27 protein-coding genes are annotated in these 26,114 nt (G+C 49.9%); 17 read left to right on the top strand and 10 right to left on the bottom strand.

The window, feature by feature from the left end:
* The first annotated feature begins 5 nt into the window (after positions 1-5).
* The 13 genes from RW114_RS12180 (at position 6) to RW114_RS12120 (ending at position 14,499) form a co-directional block, all read left to right on the top strand.
* Positions 6-146, top strand: coding sequence for a hypothetical protein (locus RW114_RS12180; RefSeq protein WP_340123046.1), 141 nt, complete (start codon positions 6-8; stop codon positions 144-146).
* A gap of 171 nt (positions 147-317) precedes the next feature.
* Entirely contained in the window at positions 318-3,926 is a 3,609-nt protein-coding gene (locus RW114_RS12175) for an HAD-IC family P-type ATPase (RefSeq protein WP_340123029.1), read from the top strand.
* Positions 3,923-6,277 carry a phosphoketolase family protein gene (locus RW114_RS12170; RefSeq protein WP_340123028.1) on the top strand — a complete coding sequence of 785 codons (2,355 nt, stop codon included), beginning with the start codon at positions 3,923-3,925 and terminating at the stop codon, positions 6,275-6,277. The genes RW114_RS12175 and RW114_RS12170 overlap by 4 nt, the downstream gene beginning before the upstream one ends.
* A gap of 233 nt (positions 6,278-6,510) precedes the next feature.
* A complete protein-coding gene (locus RW114_RS12165; RefSeq protein WP_340123027.1) occupies positions 6,511-6,843 on the top strand; it encodes an HPF/RaiA family ribosome-associated protein in 333 nt (110 codons plus the stop codon).
* Positions 6,844-7,454: 611 nt separating this feature from the next.
* Positions 7,455-8,330 (top strand): ADP-polyphosphate phosphotransferase, encoded by an 876-nt coding sequence (locus RW114_RS12160; RefSeq protein WP_340123026.1) that lies wholly within the window; start codon positions 7,455-7,457, stop codon positions 8,328-8,330.
* A 52-nt stretch (positions 8,331-8,382) separates the two neighbouring features.
* Positions 8,383-9,792, top strand: a complete 1,410-nt coding sequence (locus tag RW114_RS12155; RefSeq protein WP_340123025.1) for a DUF2254 domain-containing protein — start codon at positions 8,383-8,385, stop codon at positions 9,790-9,792.
* A 171-nt stretch (positions 9,793-9,963) separates the two neighbouring features.
* Positions 9,964-10,968, top strand: coding sequence for a bifunctional enoyl-CoA hydratase/phosphate acetyltransferase (locus RW114_RS12150; protein ID WP_340123024.1), 1,005 nt, complete (start codon positions 9,964-9,966; stop codon positions 10,966-10,968).
* A 1-nt stretch (position 10,969) separates the two neighbouring features.
* Complete coding sequence (locus tag RW114_RS12145; protein ID WP_340123023.1) at positions 10,970-12,235, top strand: MgtC/SapB family protein; 1,266 nt, start codon at positions 10,970-10,972, stop codon at positions 12,233-12,235.
* 614 nt (positions 12,236-12,849) lie between these two features.
* Positions 12,850-13,080, top strand: a complete 231-nt coding sequence (locus RW114_RS12140; RefSeq protein WP_340123022.1) for an ElaB/YgaM/YqjD family protein — start codon at positions 12,850-12,852, stop codon at positions 13,078-13,080.
* A 74-nt stretch (positions 13,081-13,154) separates the two neighbouring features.
* Positions 13,155-13,415, top strand: coding sequence for an ElaB/YgaM/YqjD family protein (locus tag RW114_RS12135; RefSeq protein WP_340123021.1), 261 nt, complete (start codon positions 13,155-13,157; stop codon positions 13,413-13,415).
* Between the two features lie 13 nt (positions 13,416-13,428).
* A complete protein-coding gene (locus tag RW114_RS12130) occupies positions 13,429-13,659 on the top strand; it encodes a DUF883 domain-containing protein (protein ID WP_340123020.1) in 231 nt (76 codons plus the stop codon).
* A 13-nt stretch (positions 13,660-13,672) separates the two neighbouring features.
* Positions 13,673-14,113: a phage holin family protein gene (locus RW114_RS12125; RefSeq protein WP_340123019.1), complete on the top strand. Its 441-nt coding sequence runs from the start codon at positions 13,673-13,675 to the stop codon at positions 14,111-14,113.
* Complete coding sequence (locus RW114_RS12120; RefSeq protein ID WP_340123018.1) at positions 14,113-14,499, top strand: hypothetical protein; 387 nt, start codon at positions 14,113-14,115, stop codon at positions 14,497-14,499. Before RW114_RS12125 ends, RW114_RS12120 begins: the two co-directional genes overlap by 1 nt.
* 271 nt (positions 14,500-14,770) lie before the next feature.
* Here the strand turns inward: RW114_RS12120 and RW114_RS12115 are convergent, their stop codons facing one another.
* From RW114_RS12115 to RW114_RS12100, 4 genes are all read right to left on the bottom strand, one after another.
* Positions 14,771-14,929, bottom strand: a complete 159-nt coding sequence (locus RW114_RS12115) for a DUF3309 family protein (RefSeq protein WP_422614808.1) — start codon at positions 14,927-14,929, stop codon at positions 14,771-14,773.
* A gap of 88 nt (positions 14,930-15,017) precedes the next feature.
* Positions 15,018-15,149 (bottom strand): DUF3096 domain-containing protein, encoded by a 132-nt coding sequence (locus tag RW114_RS12110; RefSeq protein ID WP_340123017.1) that lies wholly within the window; start codon positions 15,147-15,149, stop codon positions 15,018-15,020.
* 110 nt (positions 15,150-15,259) lie between these two features.
* On the bottom strand, positions 15,260-15,484 hold the full coding sequence (locus tag RW114_RS12105) for a sll1863 family stress response protein (RefSeq protein ID WP_479687031.1): 225 nt from the start codon (positions 15,482-15,484) through the stop codon (positions 15,260-15,262).
* 446 nt (positions 15,485-15,930) lie between these two features.
* Complete coding sequence (locus RW114_RS12100) at positions 15,931-17,529, bottom strand: NAD(P)/FAD-dependent oxidoreductase (RefSeq protein ID WP_340123015.1); 1,599 nt, start codon at positions 17,527-17,529, stop codon at positions 15,931-15,933.
* 131 nt (positions 17,530-17,660) lie between these two features.
* Here RW114_RS12100 and RW114_RS12095 point away from each other — a divergent pair, with 131 nt between their 5' ends.
* Both RW114_RS12095 and RW114_RS12090 read left to right on the top strand, forming a co-directional pair.
* Positions 17,661-17,876: a DUF2905 domain-containing protein gene (locus RW114_RS12095; protein WP_340123014.1), complete on the top strand. Its 216-nt coding sequence runs from the start codon at positions 17,661-17,663 to the stop codon at positions 17,874-17,876.
* Positions 17,877-17,985: 109 nt separating this feature from the next.
* Positions 17,986-18,375: a response regulator gene (locus tag RW114_RS12090; protein ID WP_340123013.1), complete on the top strand. Its 390-nt coding sequence runs from the start codon at positions 17,986-17,988 to the stop codon at positions 18,373-18,375.
* 64 nt (positions 18,376-18,439) lie between these two features.
* On the opposite strand, the gene RW114_RS12085 is transcribed toward RW114_RS12090, so the two are convergent.
* Positions 18,440-19,774, bottom strand: coding sequence for a DEAD/DEAH box helicase (locus RW114_RS12085; RefSeq protein WP_340123012.1), 1,335 nt, complete (start codon positions 19,772-19,774; stop codon positions 18,440-18,442).
* A 177-nt stretch (positions 19,775-19,951) separates the two neighbouring features.
* Between RW114_RS12085 and RW114_RS12080 the strand changes: the two genes are divergently transcribed.
* A complete protein-coding gene (locus RW114_RS12080) occupies positions 19,952-20,644 on the top strand; it encodes a rhomboid family intramembrane serine protease (protein ID WP_340123011.1) in 693 nt (230 codons plus the stop codon).
* A gap of 118 nt (positions 20,645-20,762) precedes the next feature.
* Positions 20,763-21,089 (top strand): hypothetical protein, encoded by a 327-nt coding sequence (locus RW114_RS12075; protein ID WP_340123010.1) that lies wholly within the window; start codon positions 20,763-20,765, stop codon positions 21,087-21,089.
* A gap of 266 nt (positions 21,090-21,355) precedes the next feature.
* On the opposite strand, the gene RW114_RS12070 is transcribed toward RW114_RS12075, so the two are convergent.
* The 5 genes from RW114_RS12070 to RW114_RS12050 all read right to left on the bottom strand — a co-directional run bounded on the left by RW114_RS12070 (position 21,356) and on the right by RW114_RS12050 (position 25,953).
* Complete coding sequence (locus tag RW114_RS12070) at positions 21,356-21,937, bottom strand: ceramidase domain-containing protein (protein WP_340123009.1); 582 nt, start codon at positions 21,935-21,937, stop codon at positions 21,356-21,358.
* A gap of 573 nt (positions 21,938-22,510) precedes the next feature.
* Entirely contained in the window at positions 22,511-23,551 is a 1,041-nt protein-coding gene (locus tag RW114_RS12065; protein ID WP_340123008.1) for an MJ1255/VC2487 family glycosyltransferase, read from the bottom strand.
* A complete protein-coding gene (locus RW114_RS12060; protein ID WP_340123007.1) occupies positions 23,548-24,072 on the bottom strand; it encodes a phosphatase PAP2 family protein in 525 nt (174 codons plus the stop codon). The genes RW114_RS12065 and RW114_RS12060 overlap by 4 nt, the downstream gene beginning before the upstream one ends.
* Before the next feature lie 165 nt (positions 24,073-24,237).
* Positions 24,238-25,035: a UDP-2,3-diacylglucosamine diphosphatase gene (locus RW114_RS12055; RefSeq protein WP_340123006.1), complete on the bottom strand. Its 798-nt coding sequence runs from the start codon at positions 25,033-25,035 to the stop codon at positions 24,238-24,240.
* 90 nt (positions 25,036-25,125) lie between these two features.
* Positions 25,126-25,953: an alpha/beta fold hydrolase gene (locus RW114_RS12050; RefSeq protein ID WP_340123005.1), complete on the bottom strand. Its 828-nt coding sequence runs from the start codon at positions 25,951-25,953 to the stop codon at positions 25,126-25,128.
* Positions 25,954-26,114: the final 161 nt, after the last annotated feature.

Raw genomic sequence — 26,114 nt, 5'->3', positions numbered from 1 at the left:
CTAGACTGCAAAATGCGGCTGAAGCAGTCGTACTGTTTTGCCACCCGATCAAAAGGATCGGCTCCTTCGCCGCTGCGCTCGGCGGCGTGGACACGCTCGTCTTTTCAGCAGGCATCTGTAGAGAAGCCGAGCTTTCTCGACATTGAATTTAATGAATTGCGTACTGCCGACACTGCGGAAGTGATTTCCCCGGATGCCGGCCAGTTCACAGTTCGCGTCATTCGAACGAACGAAGAACTGATGATTGCGCGTTCAGTGTGGCGCTTAAACAGAACAGTACTCGAAAGTGCGGAGCTGGTGATTGGAGGTACGGCTACATGACCACGGCACCCGCCATCGCCGAACAACCAAAAGGCAAAGCCTGGCACAGCCAGTCTGCCCAGGAAGTGTTGGCACAACTCGGTTCCTCAGAGGCCGGACTTTCGCTGACGGAAGCAACACAACGCCTTGCCGCTGATGGCCCGAACGAGCTGAAAGAAGGCAAACGCATCACCCCACTACAGATTTTTCTTGGCCAGTTCAAGAGCCTGATCATCTGGATTCTGATCGCGGCCGGTGTCATCTCCGGCGTGCTGGGAGAAGTGGTGGATGCTATCGCCATCCTTGCCATCGTCGTCCTCAACGCCGTCATCGGCTTCTACCAGGAGTTCAACGCGGAGAAGTCCATCGCGGCGCTCAAGAAAATGACTGCGCCGCAGGCCAAGGTGCGACGGGACGGGCAAGTCACTTCGATTCCTGCCTCGGGAATCGTCGTCGGTGACATCCTCGCGCTGGAGGCCGGTGACCTGATTGCCGCCGATGCACGGCTTCTGGAAGCCGCCTCGCTCAAGTGCATCGAAGCGACGCTGACCGGCGAATCGGTAGCGGAGAACAAGCAGCCTGCGACTTTAGATCAAGGCGATGTCCCGCTTGCCGACCGCGAGAACATGGTATTCATGGGCACCAGCGTTGCGGCAGGAACGGGACAAGCCGTCGTTGTGGCCACGGCGATGAAGACCGAGTTGGGCCGCATCGCCGGTCTGATTGAAGAGGCCGGTGCGGAGGAACGCACTCCGCTGGAAAAAAAGCTTGAGTCCTTCGGGCAGGTATTGGTCTGGGCGGCGCTGGGCATCGTCGCGCTGCTGTTCGGATTGGGGTTGCTGCGCGGCACGGATTTGTTCGAGTTATTCATGACCTCGGTGAGCCTCGCCGTGGCCGCCGTGCCGGAAGGACTACCGGCCGTCGTCACGGTGGCGCTGTCGCTTGGCGTATTGCGCATGTCCCGCCGCCATTCACTGGCGCGCAAGCTGGCCGCAGTCGAAACGCTCGGTTCGACCACGGTTATCTGTACGGACAAGACCGGCACCTTGACGATGGGCGAAATGACCGTGCGCGCGCTCTACGTCGCAGACCAAAGTTACGAAATCACAGGCATTGGCTACGGGCCGGACGGCGAAGTGCGCTTCGAGGGCAAGAAGACCCAAGCGCAGCACGCGCCACCGTTGCTCGAACTCGCGACCGTCATTCTCGGCTGCAACAACGCCCATTTGGTTCAGGAACAAGGGACCTGGAAAGTGATTGGCGATCCCACCGAAGGCGCATTATTGGCGGCCGGAGCCAAAGCCGGCGGCGACCACGAGCGCATCGAGCGGGAACTGCCGAAACAGCAAGAGATACCTTTCGATTCTGATCGAAAACTCAGCACGATGATACGCAAGATGCCGGATGGCAAATTGCGTGCCTTCATCAACGGGGCACCCGATGTGTTGTTGGAGCGCTGCACAAACCTCTACACCAGCGCCGGAATCCGTCCCATGACGGCCGATGATCGTCAGACCATCGTGGCGCAAAATACCGCGATGGCGCAGCAAGCCCTGCGCGTGCTCGGTTCGGCTTGGCGCGACTTGGACAATGCAGCGCCCACCGACTTAACGGCAGACGCCGTGGAGCATGATCTCGTATTCGTGGGGTTATCGGGCATGGTTGATCCGCCGCGTCAGGAAGCCAAAGATGCCGTTGAGAAATGTCGCGCCGCCGGCATCCGCGTGGTGATGATTACCGGTGACCATCCGCACACCGCGACGGCCATTGCGCGGGAAATCGGTATCGCTGCAAACGACGACATGGCTATCGCGGGCGTCGAGTTGGACAAGATGTCTGACGACGAACTCCGGCAACGCGTGCCCAAAATAGCCGTATACGCCCGCGTCACCGCCGAGCACAAACTGCGCATTATCCGCGCCTGGAAAGCCAATGATGCGGTGGTCGCGATGACCGGCGACGGCGTCAACGACGCTCCGGCCATCAAGGGCGCCGACATCGGCATCGCCATGGGTAAAGCCGGTACGGAAGTCACCAAGCAAGCGGCGGACATGATCATCACCGATGACAATTTTGTCTCCATCGTCGCCGCCGTCGAAGAGGGGCGCGGCATCTACGACAATATCCGCAAGACGCTCCAATACCTGCTGGCGGGCAACACCGGGGAATTGCTGTTGATGACCGTCTGCGTGGTCGTGGGTCTACCGACGCCGCTGCTGCCCATTCATCTGCTCTGGATCAATCTCGTGACCGACGGTCTGCCCGCGCTTTGCCTGGCTACCGACCCCATCGATCCCGAGGTGATGCAGCGCCAACCGCGTCCCCGCTCTGAGCCTATTACCAACCCCAGCTTTCTTTACACCATGGCCTTCACCGGTTTGCTCACTGCGGCCGTGTCATTCGCGGTTTACTTTTATGTCTTGAACACGGAAACTACTGAAATGGCGCGCACCTATGCCTTTGCCGTGCTGGTGTTTGCCGAGCTGTTGCGGTCATTCGGCGCGCGCAGCAAAACCAAGCCGGTCTGGCGTATCTCCCTGTTCACGAATATCAATCTGATGCTCGTGGTTGCCGTTTCTTTCGGCCTCCAGGTGTGGAGCCAACATAACGCAACGCTGGGCCGCTTCCTGAAAACGACATACCTGCCGTTCAGCGATTGTTTCGTGCTTGTTGCTTTGGCTGCTATCCCGCTGCTGGTTCTGGAAGTGGTGAAGGTGGCGCGGCCCACACCGCGGCAAGAAAAGCCGGCGCCGGTAGAACCTGCCAACCGGGCTTGGGCCATACTCTGTCTTGCCGTGAAAAAGTTTTCGCAGATGAACGGGGCGGAGTCTGCGGCGGCGTTCGCGCACTACGCGTTTTTCTCGCTGTTTCCTTTGATTGTCCTCATCGTCACTATTGCCTCAGCCTTTATTGACCGTAACCGGGCTGGAATAGAAGTCATTGCTTACGTTGAAACCTACGTCCCGATTACTGGTGAAATGCAGCGTTACATTTTCGACACCATCAACGATGTGATCAAAGCGCGCGGACAAGCGGGTACCGTTGCATTTCTCTTGCTCATTTGGGCAGCCATGGGTTTTTTCGCCACACTGGTCCGCGCCGCCAACCGGGCATGGGGCATTGAGGTCTCCAACTGGTGGCGGCTGCCGTTCAAAAGCCTCGGTTTTCTCATCATCATGATCAGCTCGGTCCTGTTGGCCGTCGCGGTGCCGGTGCTGGCGAAAATGGCGAAGGATTGGCTTTTCCCGGTGCATGATTTCAGTTCCTGGGTCTACGCCCTGGGGAGCTTTTTTATCCCTTTGTTGGTGGTGTTCCTCGGTCTGAGTCTGTTTTACAGGCTGGCTCCGCGGCGGCCCACACGGTTTGCTGAAGTCTGGTTCGCTGCCTTGTGCACCACGGCGCTCTTGCAGGCGACCGAAAGTCTATTAGTGATCTGCCTCGAGAACTTCGCCACGTTAAACGCGATTTATGGGGCATTCGGCGGGATCATGGCATTACTGCTGTGGATTTACCTTTCCGGGTGCATTTTCATCTTCGGCGCCTGCCTGTGCGCCGCTCAGGCCGAAGGGCGCTCAGCGCCGGCGGAAACAATCATGCCGTACTCAACACCAGGAATTAAACCATGAATACCAAGACTCTTTCCCCGGAATTACTCCACAAGATGGACGCTTACTGGCGCGCCGCCAACTATCTGTCGGTCGGCCAGATTTATCTCTACAGCAATCCGCTGTTGAAGAAGCCGCTCAAGCTGGCGCACATCAAGCCGCGCCTGCTCGGTCACTGGGGTACGACGCCGGGGCTAAACTTTATCTACGTCCACCTGAACCGCGTTATCAAGAAACACGATCTGAATGTAATTTACATCACCGGGCCGGGGCATGGCGGGCCGGGACTGGTGGCGAACGCCTATCTGGAAGGGACTTACAGCGAGGTCTATCCCAGCATCGCGCAAGACGAAGTCGGGATGAAGCGGCTGTTCAAACAATTCTCCTTCCCCGGCGGCATTCCTAGTCACGTCGCACCGGAGACGCCGGGCTCGATCCACGAGGGCGGTGAGCTGGGTTATTCGCTGTCGCATGCTTTCGGAGCCGCGTTCGACAATCCCGACCTGATCGTTGCCTGCGTCGTCGGCGATGGTGAAGCAGAGACCGGACCGCTGGCCACCGCATGGCATTCGAACAAATTTCTCAATCCGGTCCACGACGGTGCCGTGTTGCCTATCCTGCATTTGAACGGCTACAAAATTGCCGGTCCTACGGTTTTGGCGCGCATTCCGCATGATGAACTGGAAGCCTTGATTCGCGGCTATGGATACACGCCGTATTTCGTCGAAGGCGACGATCCGATGGCGATGCACCAGCTCATGGCGGCCACGCTGGACACAGTGATCGCCGAGATCCTGCGCATCCAAACCGACGCCCGCGCCAATGGCTTCAAGACGCGTCCGTGCTGGCCTATGATCATCTTGCGCTCACCGAAGGGCTGGACCGGCCCGAAGCTAGTCGATGACAAGCCCAGCGAAGGCACATTCCGTTCGCATCAGGTGCCGATGGACGACATGAGTCATCCGGGGCACGTAAAGATTCTGGAACAGTGGTTGCAAAGCTATCATCCGGAAGAATTATTCGACAAGACCGGCAAGCTGGTTGCCGAACTTGCTGAATTGGCGCCGACAGGCGAACGACGCATGAGCGCCAATCCTCACGCCAACGGCGGTTTTTTGTTACATGAGCTGGACCTGCCTGATTTTCGCGACTACGCGGTAAAGGTGCAAAAACCCGGCGCCGCAGAAGCCGAAGCCACCCAAGTGCAGGGTGAATTTATCCGCGATGTGATCAAACTGAACCCCGAAAACTTCCGTATCTTTAGTCCGGACGAAACGACTTCGAACCGCTGGGGAGCTGTGTTCGAAGTGACCAACCGTTGTTCGACCGCGGAAATTGTTCCCGGCGACGATCACGTCGCAGCCGATGGCCGGGTAATGGAGATATTGAGCGAACATCAGTGCGAAGGCTGGCTCGAAGGCTATCTGCTCACCGGCCGCCACGGGTTCTTCTCCTGCTACGAAGCGTTCATTCATATCATCGATTCGATGTTCAACCAGCATGCCAAATGGCTCAAGGTCTCGAATCAGATTCCCTGGCGTCGGCCGATTGCGTCCTTGAACTATCTGCTCTCGTCGCACGTCTGGCGGCAGGATCACAACGGTTTCAGTCATCAGGACCCCGGCTTCATGGACCATGTCGTGAACAAAAAGGCGGAAGTCATTCGCATCTACCTGCCGCCCGACGCGAACACGCTGCTCTCGGTAACGGATCATTGCCTGCGCAGCCGCAACTACGTCAACGTCGTCATCGCCGGCAAACAACCGTCGCCGCAGTGGCTCGACATGGATGAGGCCATTAAACATTGCACCGCCGGCCTTGGCATTTGGCCGTGGGCCAGCAACGATCAGGATGGCGAGCCGGATGTCGTGATGGCCTGTTGCGGCGATGTGCCGACGCTGGAAACCCTGGCTGCCGTCGAGTTGTTGCGCGAGCATTTTCCCGAACTGAAAGTCCGGGTGATCAACGTGGTTGATTTGATGAAACTCCAGCACCCGAGCGAACACCCGCACGGCCTGAGCGACGAAGACTTCGACGTTCTCTTCACCAAAGATAAGCCTATCATTTTCGCCTTTCACGGTTATCCATTGCTCATCCATCGTCTGACCTATCGCCGCAGCAACCACCCGAACCTGCATGTACGCGGTTTCAAAGAAGAAGGCACCACCACAACGCCCTTCGATATGACGGTATTAAACAACCTGGACCGGTTCCACTTGTTTGGCGATGCGATTGACCATCTCCCGCAACTGGGAGCGCACGCCGCCTACGCCAAGCAAGCCATGCAAGACAAGCTCATCGAGCATAAGCAATACATCGACAAGCACGGCGAGGACATGCCGGAAATTCGTAGCTGGAACTGGAAAGGATGATACTGTGAGGGTGCCACGATTGATTGAGACGGAATACCTTGAGCTTTTCAAGAGGAATATCATCGGCGAGTTGGGTTATCGTACCGGGAAGCGCAGGTTCTGAGCTGCCCGCAAGTCGATGGCCTGCTCGATAATCTGGGCGAGTTGGCCGAATGGAGGCTGGGATGGACGAGACTGTTTGTCACCTACCGTCATTTAGCTATAATTATTTTCACAATAGGAAAACACTCACTATGCAAATTCAAATCAATACCGACCGCAACATTGAAGGTCATGAGGCACAGACAGCTTACTTTAGTGGCGTCGTAAAAAATGCCCTGAGCCGGATTAGTGAGCATATCACGCGAGTGGAGGTCCACCTGAGCGATGAGAACAGCGACAAGAAGAACGGCAATGACGACATGCGTTGCATGCTCGAAGCCCGTCTCGAAGGCCGTCAGCCTATCGCAGTCACTCACCATGCTCAGACCCTGGACCAAGCCGTTGATGGCGCTGCTGATAAGTTGAGCAGTTTGATTGAAAGTACCCTCGGGCGGCTGCGCGATCAAAAGGGTCACAAAGACTGATTCATCTCCGTCAGGGCCGAAACTCGCGGAGGTGTGAAACTCGACACCGCCGCAATCGGTGTGCGCGGTGGGTGACCGTGGAACTGGGCTGGGATGTCTGTTTCCGAGGCGCCGATGCAACCGCATCCGTGTCATAAGTGAGGGGCCAAAATTTTTTTAACCAAGTGAAAAAACTATTTACCACGAAGGACACGAAGATCACTAAGAAAAAATAATGACCTTCGTGTTCTCCGTGGGGGTGCTGATCCGTAACAATGTCCATTGTTGATCCCTTATCCAGCTTATAACTTGTTTTTTATTACCATGAAGGACATGAAGATAATGAAGAAAAGAAAATTTGTCGAATAAGGATTTCCAATTGACTTTACTGTAAAGCGATTAACAATACTTTCACCCACATTAAAAGTGTAACTGATTGATTTTTATAAATACAAAAGTTATGTTTTATAAAATCATCTCTATAGAAAACGCAGGAAGTCTATACAGTAAATTCTTCAAGCACTTCATGCTCTTCATGGTAAAAACAAATGACATTCCCTGAAATCAACACTCCTTCGTGGTGAACAAAAATGTTAAAAAACTTTTGAACGGCTACTTAAAAAGGTATGAAGATGAAAATCAATATCAAAGATTTCCGGGTGCAGGAAGACGAAAAGATCAAGCTCGAAAAACGGCCGACACTCGTAGAGCCTGTTTACAAGTCGAAGAAGAAATACTACAAACTTCTCAAAGAACAAGTGGAGGAACTGAGCTCGTTGCAACGTCTTCAGTATGCGTCCAACCGTTATGCGGTGCTGCTGATTTTTCAGGCGATGGACACCGCCGGAAAGGACGGCGCCATCCGGTACGTCATGTCCGGTGTCAATCCACAAGGCTGTCAGGTGTTCAGCTTTAAACATCCCAGCGCTACAGAACTGGATCACGATTTTTTGTGGCGTACCTCCCAGTGTTTACCGGAACGTGGTCGGATCGGCATCTTTAACCGATCCTATTATGAGGAGGTGTTGATCGTTCGTGTGCATCCTGAAATCTTGCGCAGCCAAGGGCTGCCGGACGAACTGCTCGGCGAGAAAACCATATGGCAGGAGCGCTATCGTTCTATCGTAGACTTAGAAAACCATCTCTATCGTAACGGCACACGGATCATCAAGTTTTTTCTTCATCTTTCGGAAGAAGAGCAGCGGAAGCGCTTTCTGAAGCGCATTGATGAGCCGGAAAAAAACTGGAAATTCAGTTTTGCCGATATTGAAGAGCGGAAATTCTGGCATCAGTACATGCAAGCCTATGAGGCGTGCCTAAGCGCAACGAGTACGACAAATGCACCTTGGTATGTAGTACCTGCCGACGATAAAAAGAACGCTCGACTGATCATTTCTCAGATTATTCTCGATACTTTTAAGGGGCTCAAAATGCACTATCCAGAAGCCGGCGCAAAGCGTCAGCAGGAATTGCTTTTGATCCGCCGCAGGCTAACGAAGGAGGGGTAAAGTAACAACCGAACGACAACAGCATCAAAATCATAACGGAAGGGTACCGAGAGTGAAAACGAAACTACAACATTGGTGGCAGGAAATGCGCTTGAGCTTCTGGTTCGTACCCGCAGTGATTGTTCTGAGCGCTGTGGCGCTTGCCACTGTATTGATCGCAGTGGATGCGAACGTCGATCTGCATAGTGTCGAAAGATGGCCGCTGTTCTTCGGTGCCGGTGCGGTCGGAGCTCGCGGCTTGCTTACAACCGTTGCCAGTTCGATGATCACGGTGGCCGGGGTGGTATTTTCCATTACCATCGTTGCGCTCGCACTGACATCCAGTCAGTACACGTCGCGGGTTCTTCGGAACTTTATGCGCGACCCTATCAACCAGGTGGTGCTCGGCGTGTTCGTCGGTATCTTCGCGTATTGCCTGGTGGTGCTCCGGACTATCCGGAGCGGTGATGAAGGAACATTCGTCCCTTCGCTGGCGGTGCTGGTCGGTTTGATCCTCGCTGTCGTCGGAATTGCCTTTCTAATTTACTTCATTCACCACATCTCGATGTCTATTCAGGCATCGAGCATTCTTGCGGCCGCCGCCCAGGATACCATCAAAGCTGTAGATCATTTATTTCCTAATGCGTTGAGTAAAAACGCCGACGAAGAGGCGGACGGACACTGGGCAATATTTCTCGCGGAGCATACCTGGACTGCGATCCCGGCACAGAAGACCGGTTACATTGAAAATGTCGGTCTTGATGCGCTTCTGACTCTGGCACGGGAACGCGGAATAATCCTGCGCATGGAACGCGGCATCGGCGAGTTCGTCGTCGAGGACTCTCCGCTGATCTCCGCGGCTGGTCCGGGCGAACTGGACGAGCAGATGACAGCCGAGCTGAACGCGCTCTACGTCATCAGCCGACAGCGTCTCGTGGAACAGGATGTTGCCTTCGGCATTCGGCAAATCGTGGATGTTGCCCTGAAGGCACTGTCGCCCGGTATCAACGATACGACGACTGCGGTCATGTGCGTGGACTACCTGACGGCGATCCTTGTCCGGCTCTCGGTTCGCCGGATTGTGACCTCATTGCGCCTGGATCAGGGAGAGCTGCGCGTGATTGCCAGAGGCCCGAGCTTCAAAAGCCTGTTGGCCGAAGCTTTTGACCAAATACGGCAGAATGCCGAAGCTAATGTTGCGGTTCTGACGCGCCTGCTTCAAGCACTGGAAACCATCGCCGGACAGGCCACCAACACCCGACGAAGGCGAGCCTTGAGTCAACAGGCGGATTTGATTGCCTCTGCGGCCCGGCGCACCATCAGCACCATCAGCACACCACATGATATGGCCGACATCGATATCTCCTTGGCGCGACTCTCTCATATTCTGGGAGACCATTTTCAGGAGCACGTGTCAAGGATGAATGGAACAGAATTAAGTCAGTGTTCAAAAGTTTTTTACCGTGTTTTTAAATTCAGTTGATTACTCAATATAGGCGCACTGGGAGTGCAAGCTTCGCTTGCCAAAGCAAGCGAAGCTTGCACTCCAGCGATAATATTATGTTGATTGCTAATCAACATTGAAACTGTTGTAATTTTTTCGCAATCGATTCGTAGCGGCTTTAGCTGCTCCTCAATTGTTTAGGAGACTGAAATGAATCCCGATAAAAATACGGATAGGGCGCAGCAGACAGTGTTACAGCAAGCCGGAATTTGCCTTAATGATGTGCTCGCGCTCGCGCGCGGCTTGCCACCCCTGTCAGTGGCGGTGGTCGAGGCCGAGGAACGCTTTGTTCTGGAAAGCGTGGTTGAGGCGACGCGAGAAGGCATCATCGAACCGATACTCATCGGCAATATAGAGCGTATATCCGAAGTCGCAGCCGATCTGCCGGAGGTGATGGCTATGCCGATGCTAAGCCCGGAGCCGCATGAGACCGTCGCAGACTGCGGCGTACGGCTGGTGCTGGAAGGGCGAGCGCAGACCCTGATGAAAGGCTGGCTGCATACCGATGAACTGATGCATGCCGTACTCAAACGCCTGCGCACCGATCGGCGCATGAGTCACGTCTTTGTGGCCGAGTTAGCCACCTACCCGAAACTGCTGTTGATTACCGATGCGGCGATCAACATTTCGCCCGATCTGACCGTCAAGGCCGCGATCGTTAATAATGCGGTCTGGCTCGCCAGGCTGCTGGGGATTGAACGACCCAAGGTCGCGGCGCTGTCGGCCATCGAGCTGGTCAAGCAAACCATCCCCTCCAGTCTCGATGCGGCCTGTCTGAGCAAGATGGCCGAGCGCGGCCAGATCCTTCATGCCATCGTCGACGGGCCACTCGCCTTCGATAATGCCATTTCGCGCGAAGCGGCAGAGATGAAAGGTATCGTCAGTCAAGTGGCCGGGGACGTGGACATCTTATTGGTGCCTGACCTGGATGCCGGCAACATCCTGGCCAAAAACCTCGAATATCTTTCCCACGCGACACTTGCCGGTATCGTGTTGGGCGCTAGGGTGCCGATTATTCTCAGTTCGCGCTCCGATCCGCCGCGTGCACGGCTAGTGTCGGCGGCGCTGGCGAATCTGGTTTGGCACCGTAGCGTAAAAGTAAAAACAACGGCTAAACAAACCTCATTAAATAATGAGACGGATATTGCAGATTGAAATGACTGAAATACAACAAACTTTTTATTTTCTGAGCGTATCCTTAGCCATTGGCCTGCTGATTGGCGTCGAGCGCGGCTGGAAAGAACGTGAGGCAGAGGAAGGTCATCGTATTGCCGGTGTGCGTACCTATGGCCTGATCGGCTTGATGGGTGGGTGTGCTGCACTGCTTGCCGGACATATCGGGGCATTAATCTTTGGTTTGGCATTCGCCGGACTCGCTGCTGCGTTAACCACGGCTTACGTCGTCAATCTACGCTACGTAGGCAAGGATGTGGGTATTACCAGTCTGGTGTCTGGTCTTTTGGTGTTCGTGTTGGGGGCTTTGGCGGCTATAGGTGAAGTCACTATCTCAGCTGCATTCGCGGTGGTGACGACATTGCTGCTGGGCTACAAGCCGTTGTTACACCGCTGGGTAAATACGCTGGAAGCCGAGGAACTGCGTGCCGGTATCAGGTTGCTGCTCATTTCGGTGGTGTTGTTACCGCTTCTTCCGAATCGGGGTTATGGCCCTTGGCAGGCATTGAACCCTTATGTCATCTGGTGGATGGTGGTGCTGATCGCGGCAATTTCGTTCGTCGGTTATTTCGCCATCAAGATCGGTGGCACTACCCGGGGAGCCATCTTCACCGGCTTATTCGGCGGTTTGGCTTCTTCTACCGCCCTTACTCTGCATTTCTCGCGCATGACGCGTCAAGATGCCGCGCTAACTCCGATGCTGTCCACGGGGATTTTGCTTGCTTGCGGGACGATGTTTCCGCGTATGTTGTTAGTCGCGAGCTTACTCAATAATGGCTTGTTTCAGCCGATGCTGGTGCCGGTAGCGGTGATGATGCTCTTTCTCTACTTGCCTGCTCTATGGTATTCAAGAATGTCGACGCACAAAAAATCCGATACGGCTTTCTCTTTCGATAACCCCTTGGAACTTAAAACCGCGCTTGGCTTCGGCTTGCTGCTGGCACTGGTGATGCTGTTAGGTAAAATGCTGCGAAACTGGTTCGGAAATGTGGGGATGCTGGCACTTGCCGCCGCCTCGGGAGTAGCGGACGTAGACGCTATTAGCCTGTTGCTTGCGCGTATGAGCCAGACTGATTTGGCTGTGGGTGATGCGGTGATGGGTATTGTGATTGCTGCTGCTGTTAATAACCTTGTTAAAGGAGGAATATCAACTGTTATCGGGGGGAAGGCCATGGGTCTTCGTGTTGGTTTGCCGCTGTTGGCGAGTACCGCCGGTGGACTGGTATCAGCCTGGTTATGGGTAGAATGAATAGGTGTTGTGTCAATAATCGATGGGTTCTTCAGGTCGCCATGTCTGTGTAAGTGTGCTCCGTGGGTGAACGGAAATGCGAAAAGATTTTTTAACGACTACTTAGCAGCAACGCTATGCTCTTATGTGCTTTACCGCACTGACTACGGCCGGTTTTGCAGTTAAAGTGTTTTCAGGGTTTTTGACGTGTATTCGGCTCTAACCTGTAATCGGAATGACGTCCGTCCTGAACCTGTAGAAGGATAAAAAACGTTTTTTCAGTCTAACCTACCGCGACAGGCACTTAATGAGGTCTATTGATGAAATACTGTATTAAATGTGTTCCGCATTTTTTGGCCCTGACGTTAATGATTGCCGCAGACTGCACATCGACACAAAAGCACGAGGGAGCCTAAGAGTAGGTGAAGACAGCGTCATCATCACTAACATTAAGTCGGCGTTATTCTAATGAGCCCAACCTGAGATTCGGTAAGATCAATATTTAAACCTTCAAAGGCGTGGTTCAATAATTAAACGGATTTTTGAATTCATAGGCTGACATAAACAGCAGTTGGCATTGCACGTAGCGTCAAGGGCGTGAATGACATGCACCTTAAATAAGCGAGGAAATCATTATGGACATTACAGACAAAGCAGTTAATTTAGCACATGAAACTTTTGACAAGGTCGCCAGTACGACCAATCGAGCCGCCGAAGTGCTTGGCGAAAAAGGAGAACAACTGATAACTGTCGAGCAGCATATGATGAAAAATTGCCGGGGATATGTCCGAGACCATCCCTTAACGTCGCTGGGTATCACGGCAGCGGTCGGTTTTGTTCTGGGTCGCTTATTAAGCCGACGTTAGTCCAAAAAACAGTCAACTATCATAAACCTGAATACCGTTAATGACATGCGGCTCAAATTACAGAGGCAACCATCATGGAAACAATAGACAACGTATCACATTCGGCACATGAGGCTGTTGATAAGATCGCCAGTGCGACCAATCAAGCCGCCGAAGCGCTTGGCGAAAAAGGAGAACAATTGAAAAATGCCGAGCAGCAATTAATGGGGAACTGTCGTGGTTATGTCCGCGACCATCCCATAATGTCATTGGGCATTGCCGTAGCGGGCGGCTTTGTGCTGAGCCGCTTGACCTGTGGATGTTCGACCGACCGGGTGACCGGCAGTTCAAAATAAAGAAGGAGTCATTATGGAATCTATAGACAAAGCATCCAGTTCCGCACATCACGTTGTCGATCAGATCGCCAGCGCGGCCAATCAGGCCGCTGAAGCCATTGGCGAAAAAGATGAGCAACTGAAAAATGCCGAGCAGCAGATGGTGGACTGTTGCCGCAGTTATATTAACGATAACCCGATAACATCGCTGGGCATCGCCGTAGCGGCAGGCTTTCTGCTTAACCGTTTTTTAAGTGGACGTTAAACCAGCAAATAGCATGGATCCAAAAGCCGTAAATGATGAGGCTCTGGGGAAAAATTCAGAGCCCGGAGGCTCGATAAAAGATTCCGGTGTTCTGGCAGATGTTCAATTGCTATGGCGTGAACTGCGTGAGCAGGGCCATGATCGTTTCCGGCTCGTCGCGCTGGAAACACAGCGTGCGGGCATGAGTCTGGTGGCCATGATTATGGCGGGAGTGATGACAGCCTTGTTGCTGAGCGGTGCGTGGTTCGGGCTTTTAGCCGTCGCGGTGCTAATACTGATAGATCATGGCGTCGTGGCAAGCAATGCCATACTGCTTGCCATCGTTTTCAATTTGTTACTTGCGTTGGTCCTCTGTGGTGTGATCCGTCGCAAAAGTCGTTATTTACAATTTCCCTCCACCCTCCGCAGTCTTCGGCCGATGCCTCACGGGCAGGGTAAGAAGGAGAAATCCTGATGGCAATCGACCTTAAACCCAAGACACTAGCTGTTCAAATCAGAGATACAGAGCGACAGTTGTTAAGTCGGCAACAGGGAATCGATATCCGCACCGCTACGCTGATCAGGAAGATACATCGACAGCTGGCCGCTCCGGCAACTTTGCTGCTGGCGGGCGGCATCGGATTTATCATTGGCGAACTCACCAAGCGCCACCCCCCAAAATCCCGTAGTTCTGTAGTTAAGCCGCAAACTGTCGGGACTTCACCCTTGAGGGTTGTATTGAATCTCATAGCCTCTGCCCGAACCTTATACACGGGTTTGTCCATCGCCTGGATGATGAAATCCTACTATCAACAGGAAGCGCCGGGCAAAATTCCTATACGTCAATCCCGCCCTCGGTGATAACTTGCGATTTGACTGGCAGACATTGAAAAATAAAGGCGTATTGCTGTTGTTGACTTAAGCCGTTCGAGCTTGTGTTCAGGAGAGTCTTGCAAAGGGCTTCTAACTTAAGCTGGGATACCCCTTTAAGCTTTGATAGAACTGATGTTATCTCGATATGGGAGCGATGACATCATTGCGACGTCGCTCCCACAAGGGTTTCAACTGTCCCGGTTTACGTTAGAAGCCGTTTTATACACAGGGTGCAGACAGTATAAGTATTATCTATCGGCTAGATTATGCCCAATACGAGCAAAATCAGTAAAATGATCAGTATCAAGCCGAGTCCGCCGCTAGGTCCATAACCCCATCCTCGGCTATGTGGCCACGCTGGAATAACGCCAATGAGCATCAGGATAAGAATGACGAGTAAGATTGTACCAATTGACATAATAATTCTCCTTAGAAAAAGAACGTTAAACTGAAAACCATTCCAAAATGGCCTAATTTTGATCCTTGGGCCTGCCTTTCATCTACAGCTATTGATGCATTAGTCCCATGACACCCACGACAATCAAATATACGGCCACGAAATAGTTTAAAAATCTCGGCACGAGCAGAATTAAAATCCCTATCACAAGGGCCAATAAGGGTTGGATTGCAATATTCATAAAAGTTCTCCTTAAGTTAAAAATAACGTGGCGGCAACATAGAACGAGGTCTGCATCCAGCTAGGACTGCTGTCGGTGATCCCCCTAATCCTGCCATCCGGTAATGTGGCTTACTTGAATTTTGAAGCGGCGTCGGCTAGACCGACTCTAAGCTCATCCCAGATCTTATCCGCACTTTCTTTGACCGTTTCCCATGCATTGCCACTGGCTTCTGTCAACTCGTTCATCTTTTCAGTGGCTTCATGCTGTTTAGTCAGTAACACGTCGAGCTCTTCAGCGTATTTGAGTTTCGCCTGTGCTGCTGCGTTTTCCGTCTTGGCAGTCAAGAGGTCAATCTGAGCGCTTCACTGTTTTAATTCTGCTGCCAGACTTTCTATGTATTCGTCTTTAGTTTTCATGTTTTTCTTTTTATTGTTGATTAGTGTTTTTATGCTGATTTGTATCAACTTGTGTTTCAAATCATGGCAATTATGCGATGTTATTTGAGCTAAGGAGACTGTGTTGCGATAAATCTCCGCTCCTTGTTTCACTAACTGAGAAACAGATTAAACTCAATATCAGGCGCGGTCTGTACGCTACCGCACACGCGGTCTGCGCGGGATGTATCTTATCCCGCGCAGACTTGAGTGGTAACGATCCAAGCTCATGGATCTCAGCGCTGTTAAACATACACGAGACAGTAGGTGCCGAATTTCGATGTGCGAGAAAAAGTATAATGACGCAGATAAAGGCTTCGTCGTAGCTTTTCCATTGGTAAAAATCAACACGCTACACACGGCATTTATTTGCTCATATCCAAAGCCAATGCTTCCGCAACTTTGATGCCATCCACCGCCGCAGAAAGAATCCCGCCCGCATAGCCGGCGCCTTCACCGGCCGGATACAATCCTTTGATATTCAGACTCTGATAATGCTCGTTCCGTTTGATGCGAATAGGCGATGAGGTGCGGGTTTCGACACCGGTCAATACCGCGTCGTTCATCGCAAAGCCCTTTATTTTTTTATCAAAATCCGGTATCGCTTCGCGTATTGCGGCTATTGCATAATCCGGCAACGCCGAACTGAGATCGCATAAATGCACGCCCGGCGTGTAGGAGGGTTGCACCGTACCCAGCTGTGAAGAAGGTTGCTTAGCGAGAAAGTCGCCAACCAGTTGCCCCGGCGCTTCGTAGGTTTCTCCGCCCAATTTAAAGGCACCCGCTTCCAGTCGGCGTTGGAAATCGATGCCCGCCAACGGATGTCCGGGATAATCGTCAGGCGTAATACCGACGACGATGCCGCTGTTAGCGTTGCGCTCGTTGCGCGAGTATTGGCTCATGCCGTTGGTGACCACGTGCCCAGATTCAGAGGTTGCTGCCACCACGGTGCCTCCGGGACACATGCAAAAACTGTACACGGAACGTCCGTTGCTACAGTGATGAACCAGTTTGTAATCGGCAGCGCCCAGTAATGGATGACCGGCGTTGCTGCCAAAGCGGCAACTGTCGATCAGTGATTGCGGATGTTCTATACGAAAGCCGATGGAAAAAGCTTTGGCTTCAATATAAACGCCTCGGTTATAAAGCATTTTGAAGGTGTCGCGTGCACTATGTCCTACTGCCAGTATGACATAATTGCTTTGGATGGTTTCACCATTGGCGAGTACCACGCCGCATACTTGGCCGTTATCGATAATAATGTCGTCAACTCGGCTTTGGAAGCGGATTTCGCCACCTAATGATTCGATAGTTGCGCGTATCTGCTCAACCACGGTTACCAGTTTGAAAGTACCGATATGAGGTTTGCTGACATGAAGAATTTCATCAGGTGCACCGGCTTTGACCAGCTCATTGAGGACTTTTCGTCCATAGTGATTCGGATCCTTGATCTGGGTATAAAGCTTGCCATCAGAAAAGGTACCGGCACCGCCTTCGCCAAACTGCACATTGGACTCAGGGTTAAACAGGCCCTTGCGCCAAAGACCGAAGGTGTCTTTGGTTCGTTCCCGCACTTCTTTTCCCCGTTCCAGAATGATGGGTCGAAAGCCCATTTGCGCTAGAATCAAACCGGCAAATAGCCCGCACGGCCCGGTGCCGATGATTACAGGACGTTGCATCAGATCTTTTGGCGCATGGGTTACAAAGCGATAACTGCTGTCCGGCGTTAAGGCGATGTGCGGATCGTCTGATAAACGGTCAAGAATCGCCTGTTCGTTGGTGACATCGACATCAATCGTGTAAACCAGCAGAATTGCATTGCGTTTGCGCGCATCAAAACCTTGACGGAATAGGGTGTAAGTGATGAGTTCTTCTGTGCTGATACCGAGCCGATCAAGTATTGCAGTTTTGAGTTCGTTTTCCGTGTGATCGAGAGGGAGTTTAAGTTCAGTGATTCTTAGCATGTAATGTATTCCGATAGGTTCCTGTTACAGAACCGATTGTTTTGCGGGTGGCGGTGTGTGGATGTATAGTATTTTACCTTAACGGAGTTTTTCTTGTTAGCTGTGCATTAACCTAATAATGGAGGCTACAAATGGCACTCGGAAAATTACTGGCGGTGATTGGTGTTGTTTTGGTGGTTATCGGACTTGCGGTTAGTTATGCGCCTTGGCTGATTGGCTGGTTTGGTAGATTGCCCGGCGATATACGTATTGAGGGTGAGCAACGGTTTGTTTTTATTCCGATTACCTCTATGCTGGTTGTTAGTATCATCTTGACACTAATTATTAACCTTTTTTTTCGTAAATAGTCGGATAGTTAACATTATTCTTGCAATCTGTTGTCGGATACCTCGAGTTCTTGTAGAATGCGCCGATTAAGTGCTGCAGTGCTCATAATAAGTATACGTTGGAATAAAAATGGAAATGTCACAAGAATTGTTACAGAAAAAAATTCTGATTGTCGATGATGCAGCCTCAATGCGCACATTGACTAAAGCTATTCTGCGAGAAGCCGGATTTACCCACGTTTTTGATGCTCCGGGTGGAGGAGAAGCATTGCAAATGATGCGGAAGATAAAAATTAATATCGTGGTATGTGATTGGAATATGCCCGGCATGAGTGGGCTTGATTTGTATAAGGCAGTAAAAGACGATGTCAAAATGCAAACTCCACCGTGGATAATGCTGACGTCTTCGTCTGAAGGTGATAAGGTAAAAGAAGCTATTATGGCAGGAATAACCTCTTATATCGTAAAGCCTTTTAAGCCGGACAACTTGGTTAAACAGGTTATAGCCAAGCTTTCTTAATAGCTTAAGTCAGATAGTTAAAATAAAGAAAAGGCCCCATTCGCATGACGAATGGGGCCTTTTTTTATACCTGGTTAACGTCTACGTCCGGTTTAACTGTCGGTACACGCCTTTTACCGACATTCTTCTTGTCCCTGTCCCGTAGCTTGACTTTTTCGACGGCGGCTTTTTTAGGTTCTATTTTATTTTTGCCGCCGGTTGCCTTTCCCGAAGCCTTAAGTTTTTTAGGGCCTTTATATTTACCTTCCAGTTCTTTGATGCGACGGTGTTTGAATTTCTGTTTCAAAAAACGCTCAATGCCGGACATTAAATTCCACTCGGTGTGTTTTACCAGCGCAATTGTTAAGCCCAGTTCATCGACCCGACCTGTTCGGCCTATGCGATGTATATAATTGATCCCGTTTCTCGGGACATCAAAATTGATAACCAGATTGATACCCTTGATGTCCAGGCCACGCGCGGCAAGATCGGTAGCCAGCATGATCTTGACTTCACCATCGCGGAATAATTCCATCATTCGGTTGCGATCTTTTTGATCCATTTCGCCATGCAGCACACCGACACGGAGTTTTTGTCCTTGTAGCGGTCCGCGCAGGATGTCCGCCTGGATCCGGCTATTGGTGAACACCAGCGCCTTGTTATAGGTCTCATTTTGTAATAGCCAGGTCAATAATTTTAGTTTGTGATCATTGTCGTCGGCCAGAACAATTTGCTGCTCAATATTGCGGTGTCCGTCATGTAGGGTATTTAAAGCAACGACTTTATGGTCTTTTAACACCTTGTCAGCCATTTTGATAACGCCAAAATGGGTCAAGGTAGCAGAAAATAGCAGGGTTTGTCGTTGTGCATTGCAGCTATTGGCAATAGTCAGTACGTCTTCACTAAATCCCATGTCCAGCATGCGATCGGCTTCATCCAATATCAGCACTTCCAGGTTGCTAAAGTCCGGTATCTCCTGCTCCATCAACTCCAGAACTCTGCCTGGGGTGGCAATAACAATGTCCGTATTTCTGCGCAGCATGTTTTGCTGGAGCCTAAAATCATCGCCGCCGGTAATCAGGCCTGTTTTCAGGTCGGTAAATTCGGTCAATTGTTGGCAGTGCTTAAAAATCTGCTGAGCTAGTTCGCGGGTTGGCGTCAATACCAAAGCCCGTGTGCCGGCTTTTCCGGAGGACAGACTTAGCAGGTGCTGCAGGGTAGGTAGCAAGAATGCGGCGGTTTTGCCACTGCCGGTTTCGGCGCTGACCAGCAGGTCCTTATGATCCAGAACAAGGGGAATCGCTTGTAGTTGGACCGGCGTAGGCTGTTCAAAGCCCATTTTTTTTACGGCCGAAAGCAGTTGTTCATCTAGCGATAGGCTCGAAAATGATGGCGTTTTGTCTATTGGATTTGAGTGCATGAATCTTTTAGTGGTTGCTAAAGCGCAAGGGTGATAGGAAGCAATTTAACTATGCATTATAGACTTTTTGCGATCAAGGTTATGATTAAATAACTATTCATTGCAAATCGCTTTTTTAGCTTTTAAGCTAGGTTAAAAGCAGGAATAACATCCCGTCTACAGAGATCAGGAAAAACCATGATACCCATTAGAGATACAGCACCCTGCTATTCAAGGCCTTTAGTTACGTGGGGGATAATGGCGGTTTGCATTATTATTTTTGTGTCGATGAAATTGATGCCCGATCAGTTAAGTTTGCGGCTTATTAATCTTTACGGCATGGTGCCTATTCGCTATACAAAACAGTATTATGGCTTGCCTTTCGATGGCTATTTGTCTTTTTTGACCAGCCTGTTTTTGCACGGAAACTGGCTGCACCTGATCATGAATATGTGGTTTTTATGGATCTTTGGCGATAATGTAGAAGACAGGATGGGGCGCTTTCCTTTTTTGATTTTTTACTTGATGTGCGGTTTGTTGGCTACTTTTTTGCAGTGGTTTTTCGATCCGAACCTTGCCATTCCCGTTGTCGGTGCATCGGGTGCGATAGCCGGTGTATTGGCGGCTTATTTCTTTTTATATCCGCTTGAACGCGTTGTGGTGTGGATTCCTATATTGTTTTTACCGATAGTCATTCATGTTCCGGCCGTTGCTTTTTTAGGTTTGTGGGTCTTGGTTCAATTACATAGCGCAACCACTGCAATGTTGTTTAAGGATGTTGCCGCTATTGATGTGGCTTGGTGGGCGCATTTAGGCGGCTTTATTGCAGGTTCAATTCTATATCGTTTGTTTCTTCGTAAAGAGCAAGCCGAAAAAAATGAATTACTTTGACGGTGTTAAGGTATAATTTAGCGCTTCAAAAAGCGGTTTTTTTGACAACATACTAGGGTCAGGAGTCATTTTTTGACTAAAAAGACTCCTTAAAGTTCAATCAGGTTGTGAAAGTAATATGAAAAAAATTAACGTTGCGTTGGTCAGGCTACTTCAGTTTGTAGTTTTTGTGGTATCCATATTCATGGTAATAGTCTATTTTGGCGCCATGGTCTTACTGCCTTTGGATGCCGTTGTATTGCTTATAAAGCTGATGGGAGTTGTTGGTCTTAACGGTTTTATTGCGGCTTTTATTGCCATTCCTGCGGTTGGTTATCTAGGTTTGATTGTTTACAAAACGCCAGGGCTTTGCAAAATGATCGTCGATATAGGTGTCGATATGATCAAGAGCGGTAAAACAAGAATTGAAGCGTTTAATGAAATTGCCGATGCGGTAAAAGCTTAATTTTTCTATTATCCGCTGTCAAAAAGGTGTGTCGATTTCGACGCACCTTTTTTTATGCCTATTTTTTAGGATAAACGCCGCTGTTGTAATGCCCAATAAAAAATTAACGTCCCGAATGCGGCAATCAAGTGTTTTAGCGAGTGTCCGCTGAGCAGGCCAAAAGTACGATAGAGCTGAGTATCGAATAACTCCATGAACTTCGAAATACCATAAGCCCCGATAACCCACCAAATATAGTTGTCTCCGTTCAATCTTGAGTCAAACTGCTACAGAATTAGCGGTATCAGCACAAGCGGTAAAAACTGTACCAGCGCATAAGCGCATAAGCGCATAAGCGCATAAGCGCGTAAATCGCCGTGGCCATTCAGTTCGGTCAGGTACCAGTAGTTGACTGAAGTAACGCCCGTTATCAGCAAAGGGATAAATAATTTGCCAGCCAATTGGGTCGAAATATATTCGCCGACAACGGCGCAAAACAGCGACATAAAGGCGATTGTCATTGGCAGTCGATCCCAAAACAGGGATTGATTTCCGGGCTGGTAGTGATAATGGGCAGAACCGAAACCGTTTAGAAATACCCCGGCAAAAAACGTCAAATAGATGGACTGCAACTCTACTAATCCCCCTGATGCCTGCCGTAACCCGACCAGTCGCATACCGAGGATGCCGATAATGACGAACGGTAAATTGGATAGTACATTGAAAAAATTGGCTATATTGATGAGCCGACGCTGGTCGGCGAAATTATGGTAATCCGGCTCTTGGGCAATGGGATCGAGGCTGAAAACCGCGATAATTGCAATAACAATTATCGTCAATATGAGCTTCAGGCGGTTATCGGTAGGCATAAGTTATACATTCAGGATGTAAAAACTAAGGGACGGATTTAACAAGATTCATTTTTCAGAGTACAGCTTAAAAACTCAAGTAAGCTATGCACTGCATACGAGACTATGAAAGTATTATCCACATTAGGCTGAAAAAATTATTTACCACAGAGAGCACGAAGAGAATGATTCAATTAATTCACTGCATTAAAAACTTCGTGTTCTGTGTGTTCTTCGTGGTTTATACTGAGAATAAAATTTTTTCATAGTCTGATATTTTGCATGACTAAATTTTATATTTTTTGAGTAGGCTGGTAGCAGTATAATATTCTTAATAAAGCTTTTACGGTTTGCCAAAAAGGTCAGTTAAACTAAAACATGAAGACAAAATAATTTATAAATTCATTATAGGGTGGTAAACAAATATGTCAGCAATCATTTATATTTTAACTGTTATTTTTGTAGTTTATGTTATCTATACCGTAGTAACCGATCGGGAAAAAGGCCGATGATGGGTGTCCATTCACCCCGCGACTAGACATTTAAAGCACCCTGAGACCTGTCTGGGTTCTATTTTCGCTAGGGCGTCATTAGCTAGTGTTCCATGCGCAAAACATTCACTTTATTCCAGATAGCTTCAATAAACTCCGTATCCATTTCAGGCATGCCGTCCTGTATCCATTGCACCAAAACTTTGGCGATATTGGGATAGGTAATTTGAACGGCGTGGTTGTCATGCAGCCAGTGTTCAATAACTGAACTGCTCAGGTCATGCATGATATGCCCGTAACCTAACTGCTGTAGGGCGGCGGCGTTGGAAATTTGTTCCATTTGCGCATGCAGTGGTTTCGCCAGAATTTTTTTTCCCATCTGTAATGATTCACTGGCCAGTTCGAATCCGGCATTGCTGATAATGCCCGCACAATTGTATAAATCTTTCTGGAAACCGGCGCGTGACAGCGGATTACAGGTGATATGATCGAATTTGGATAGTTCCGGTTCTGGCGAATAAAGATGAAAGTCGAAGTTGTCGAAAGGCGACAACAGCCGGATGACTTCATGCTGGTCTTCGAAAGGCAGGTATACGATGATCTTGTTTTTGATGATGCTTTTTGGCGTTTCGGGCGTATCGATAATCGGCGGCAATATAGGTTGACCGAAATGATGCCAGTGCAAGCCGACACTCACATCAGTGGGGGCAAAATGCTTCATGACTTGGTCGGCGATAAGATCCGATCCTTCTCTGGGGATTTTATAATTAAACGCATATTGATGGCCGATACCTAAAACCGGTATCTTCCGGTTTTTTGCCGCCCAGGCGGTGACCGGTTCAAAATCGCTGATCACCAGATCATAGCTGCCTAAATCCAGCGACTTTACATCTCTTACAAAAGTAATGGGTTTGGCATCACGTGCCGTTTTCAGATAATTGACTTGACCTTTCTCGGTACAAAAGGTCAGGCCGGTACGCGATTGGTAGCCGTTAAATATCTCCATATCAAAATACTTATCTGCAGGACGGCCGGTAAATTGAAAGGTAACGTCAATTCCGGCGGCATAGAGTTCTCTTGCCATGACCCGCGCGCGGGTGATGTGACCGTTACCGGTACCTTGTACGCCATAAAAAATTTTCATATTACGATTTGTCCCAAACTGAAAAGTGCGGTGCTGATACCCAAAAGGGCACCTACTAACGTATCGGTCGGAAAATGCACACCCAGTACCACGCGAGAGAAACCGACCAATGCCGCCCAGCAATAAAGCAGGAGCATCAAGGAGGGGAAATAATATCCAAGCAACGTCGCCATCATGAAAGCGGCGGAAGTATGACCGGATGGAAAACTGAATTTATCCGAGGGTGTAATGATGCTGCGGAAGTTTTGTAACGCAGCTTGCGGCCGATTGCGCCTCAGACCGTTTTTCAGCACGAAATAAATCGGCCTTTCGATTAAAAAGGCCAACAGAACTGCTTGCAAAAATGGGCTTTCAAAGCCTTCGCCCCAATATAACAAGCCTATGATGACCAGATACAGCTGGCCATCGCCGGTTTTTGACAGGTAACGGCTAGCCTTGGTCAAGGTGGTGTGCATTCTGGCGTTGATCAGCCAGGTGAACATGAAAACGTCGTATTTATGGATGAAATAGAGCAGTTTCATTTCTTTATCCTCTTGAGGGAAGTTCTACAAAAGTCGGTTATGATATTTTGCAGGGCTGAAAAGCATTAGCCTTCCGGACAAAGAGTAAAACTCTTCTGTGACAAAGAAATGAACGTTTGTTTAAGATTTCGTGACAATGTTGTTTAAAAAGGCTTACGGACAACCTTACGCTACTTTCGCATACGCAGGTTGTGGCTCAAGCTGTTGATCCAGCAACTGATGACTTTCTTCCAGCCAGCGAATAACGTCAATCTGCCCTGCCTCATCTTCGACCAATGCGGTGCAACTCTCCACCCAGTCGCCGCAATTGCAGTAGGTTTTGCCGAATTCCATCTCGGTAATATCGGCATGATGGATATGGCCGCAGATAACACCGTCTACCTGTCTTTTTTGTGCTTCCAGGCTCAGGATATGCTGGTAGTTATCCATAAAGCTGACAATATTTTTAACATTGTGCTTTAAGAATGCCGAGATAGACCAGTATTTGAAGCCCATCTTAATGCGCAATACATTAAGCCAGCGGTTGACGACCAACAACACTTCATAAGCTTCGCCGCCGATGTAAGCCAGGTTTTTATTGTGACAAACGATGCTATCAAACTCATCGCCATGCAGAACCAGAAACTTTCGGCCATCTTGGGTGGTGTGAATCGCATTGAGCTGAATATCAATGCCGTTGAAATGTATCCCGGCATGTTTGCGGAACTGTTCATCATGATTGCCGGGTATATAGATGACGCGGGTGCCTTTTTTAGCCTTGTCGATTACCCGTTGCACGATGTCGCTGTGCAAGGCAGGCCAATAAAAGCCGGTTTTGAATTTCCATAAATCGATAATATCACCGACCAGATAGAGGTAGTCGCAATCGACGTTGTCAAGAAAATCTCTGAGCTGCTCGGCCTTGCAGCCTTTAGTCCCAAGATGGGTATCTGAAATCCAGATTGAACGATAATGTATTGTCATTTTGGCCAGCTTCAAAAAGTTTCGACGATTACCAAAATACCCCTGAATTATTACAGGAAGTTAACTGTTTGATGACGTTTTCATTAAGTTTCAGCTGCCTGCTTCGACAGCTACCCAATCTTTCAGTTGCGAGGCCACCCATGCGCCGTCATCCAGAGTCAGGTCGTGGCCTGCACCGATACGGCTGCGAAGTTCCAGATGCCATTTTTTGTGTATTGCCGCTGAGCAGGTCGGCGCCACCAGGCGATCACCTAGTCCGTTTAGTAATAGGACCGGCTGCTTCGGTTTTATGTCGCCGGGCCGATAGCTTGCTGCCGCTATAATCTGGCGGAAGCTGTTTTTAAGGCTTATCGGGCGTTTGTTTTGTATATTTTCCCAGGCTTGAATTATCTGTTCATCCTGCGTCAAGCCAGTTACCGACTGGCTTGCGGAATACTCACCATCCCTGGCGATATATCGGCGGTTGCTTGTCAACCGCAAGATTCCCGATTCCCGGTTATGCACGTCATGCGTCATCGCCAATGCGGCAAATTTTCCGTAACTTTGCCAGCGCAGCCGCTGATAAAAGGGGCTCAGATCTGCAAAGCTGGTGTTCATCAGGGCTGCGCCGCAAATATCTTCGGGATAGCTGCGCATCCACTCCCAGGCGACCATCGCTCCCAGCGAAAGAGCCAGAATCGTTACCGGTTGTTGTATGAACCCCTTATCCAGCGCATGACGGCGAAGGCTGTCGGTTATCGCCTTGATTGTGCATGGACTGGCTTCCCGATGAAAACAGCCGGTGCCGGGTAAATCCAGCAGCGTTATTTGCGCATCCGGAAATGTCGATTGTAAAAGGGGAACGAAAGCGCCCCAGTGCGCCGACTCACGCGCCAAGCCTCTAAGCAGCAGCCAGTTTCGCCCAAGATCTTTATTCATACCAAAGACCGAATGCCTTTTTTTCATATAGACTTCCAGAAAATTAATTTCCAAAACAGTAAAAAACTCCTTTGAAGATATACTTATTTCTACTGAAAAAACTTAAAGGAGCACTTAAAATCATAACGCTAAGCTTTTCGAATTCAATTGTACAAAAACTG

This window comes from Methylobacter svalbardensis (genome assembly GCF_037671525.1).
Taxonomy (GTDB): Bacteria; Pseudomonadota; Gammaproteobacteria; order Methylococcales; family Methylomonadaceae; genus Methylobacter_A; species Methylobacter_A svalbardensis.
The sequence above is the reverse complement of the archived record's forward strand: the minus strand, read 5'-3'. Positions and strand labels throughout refer to the sequence as shown.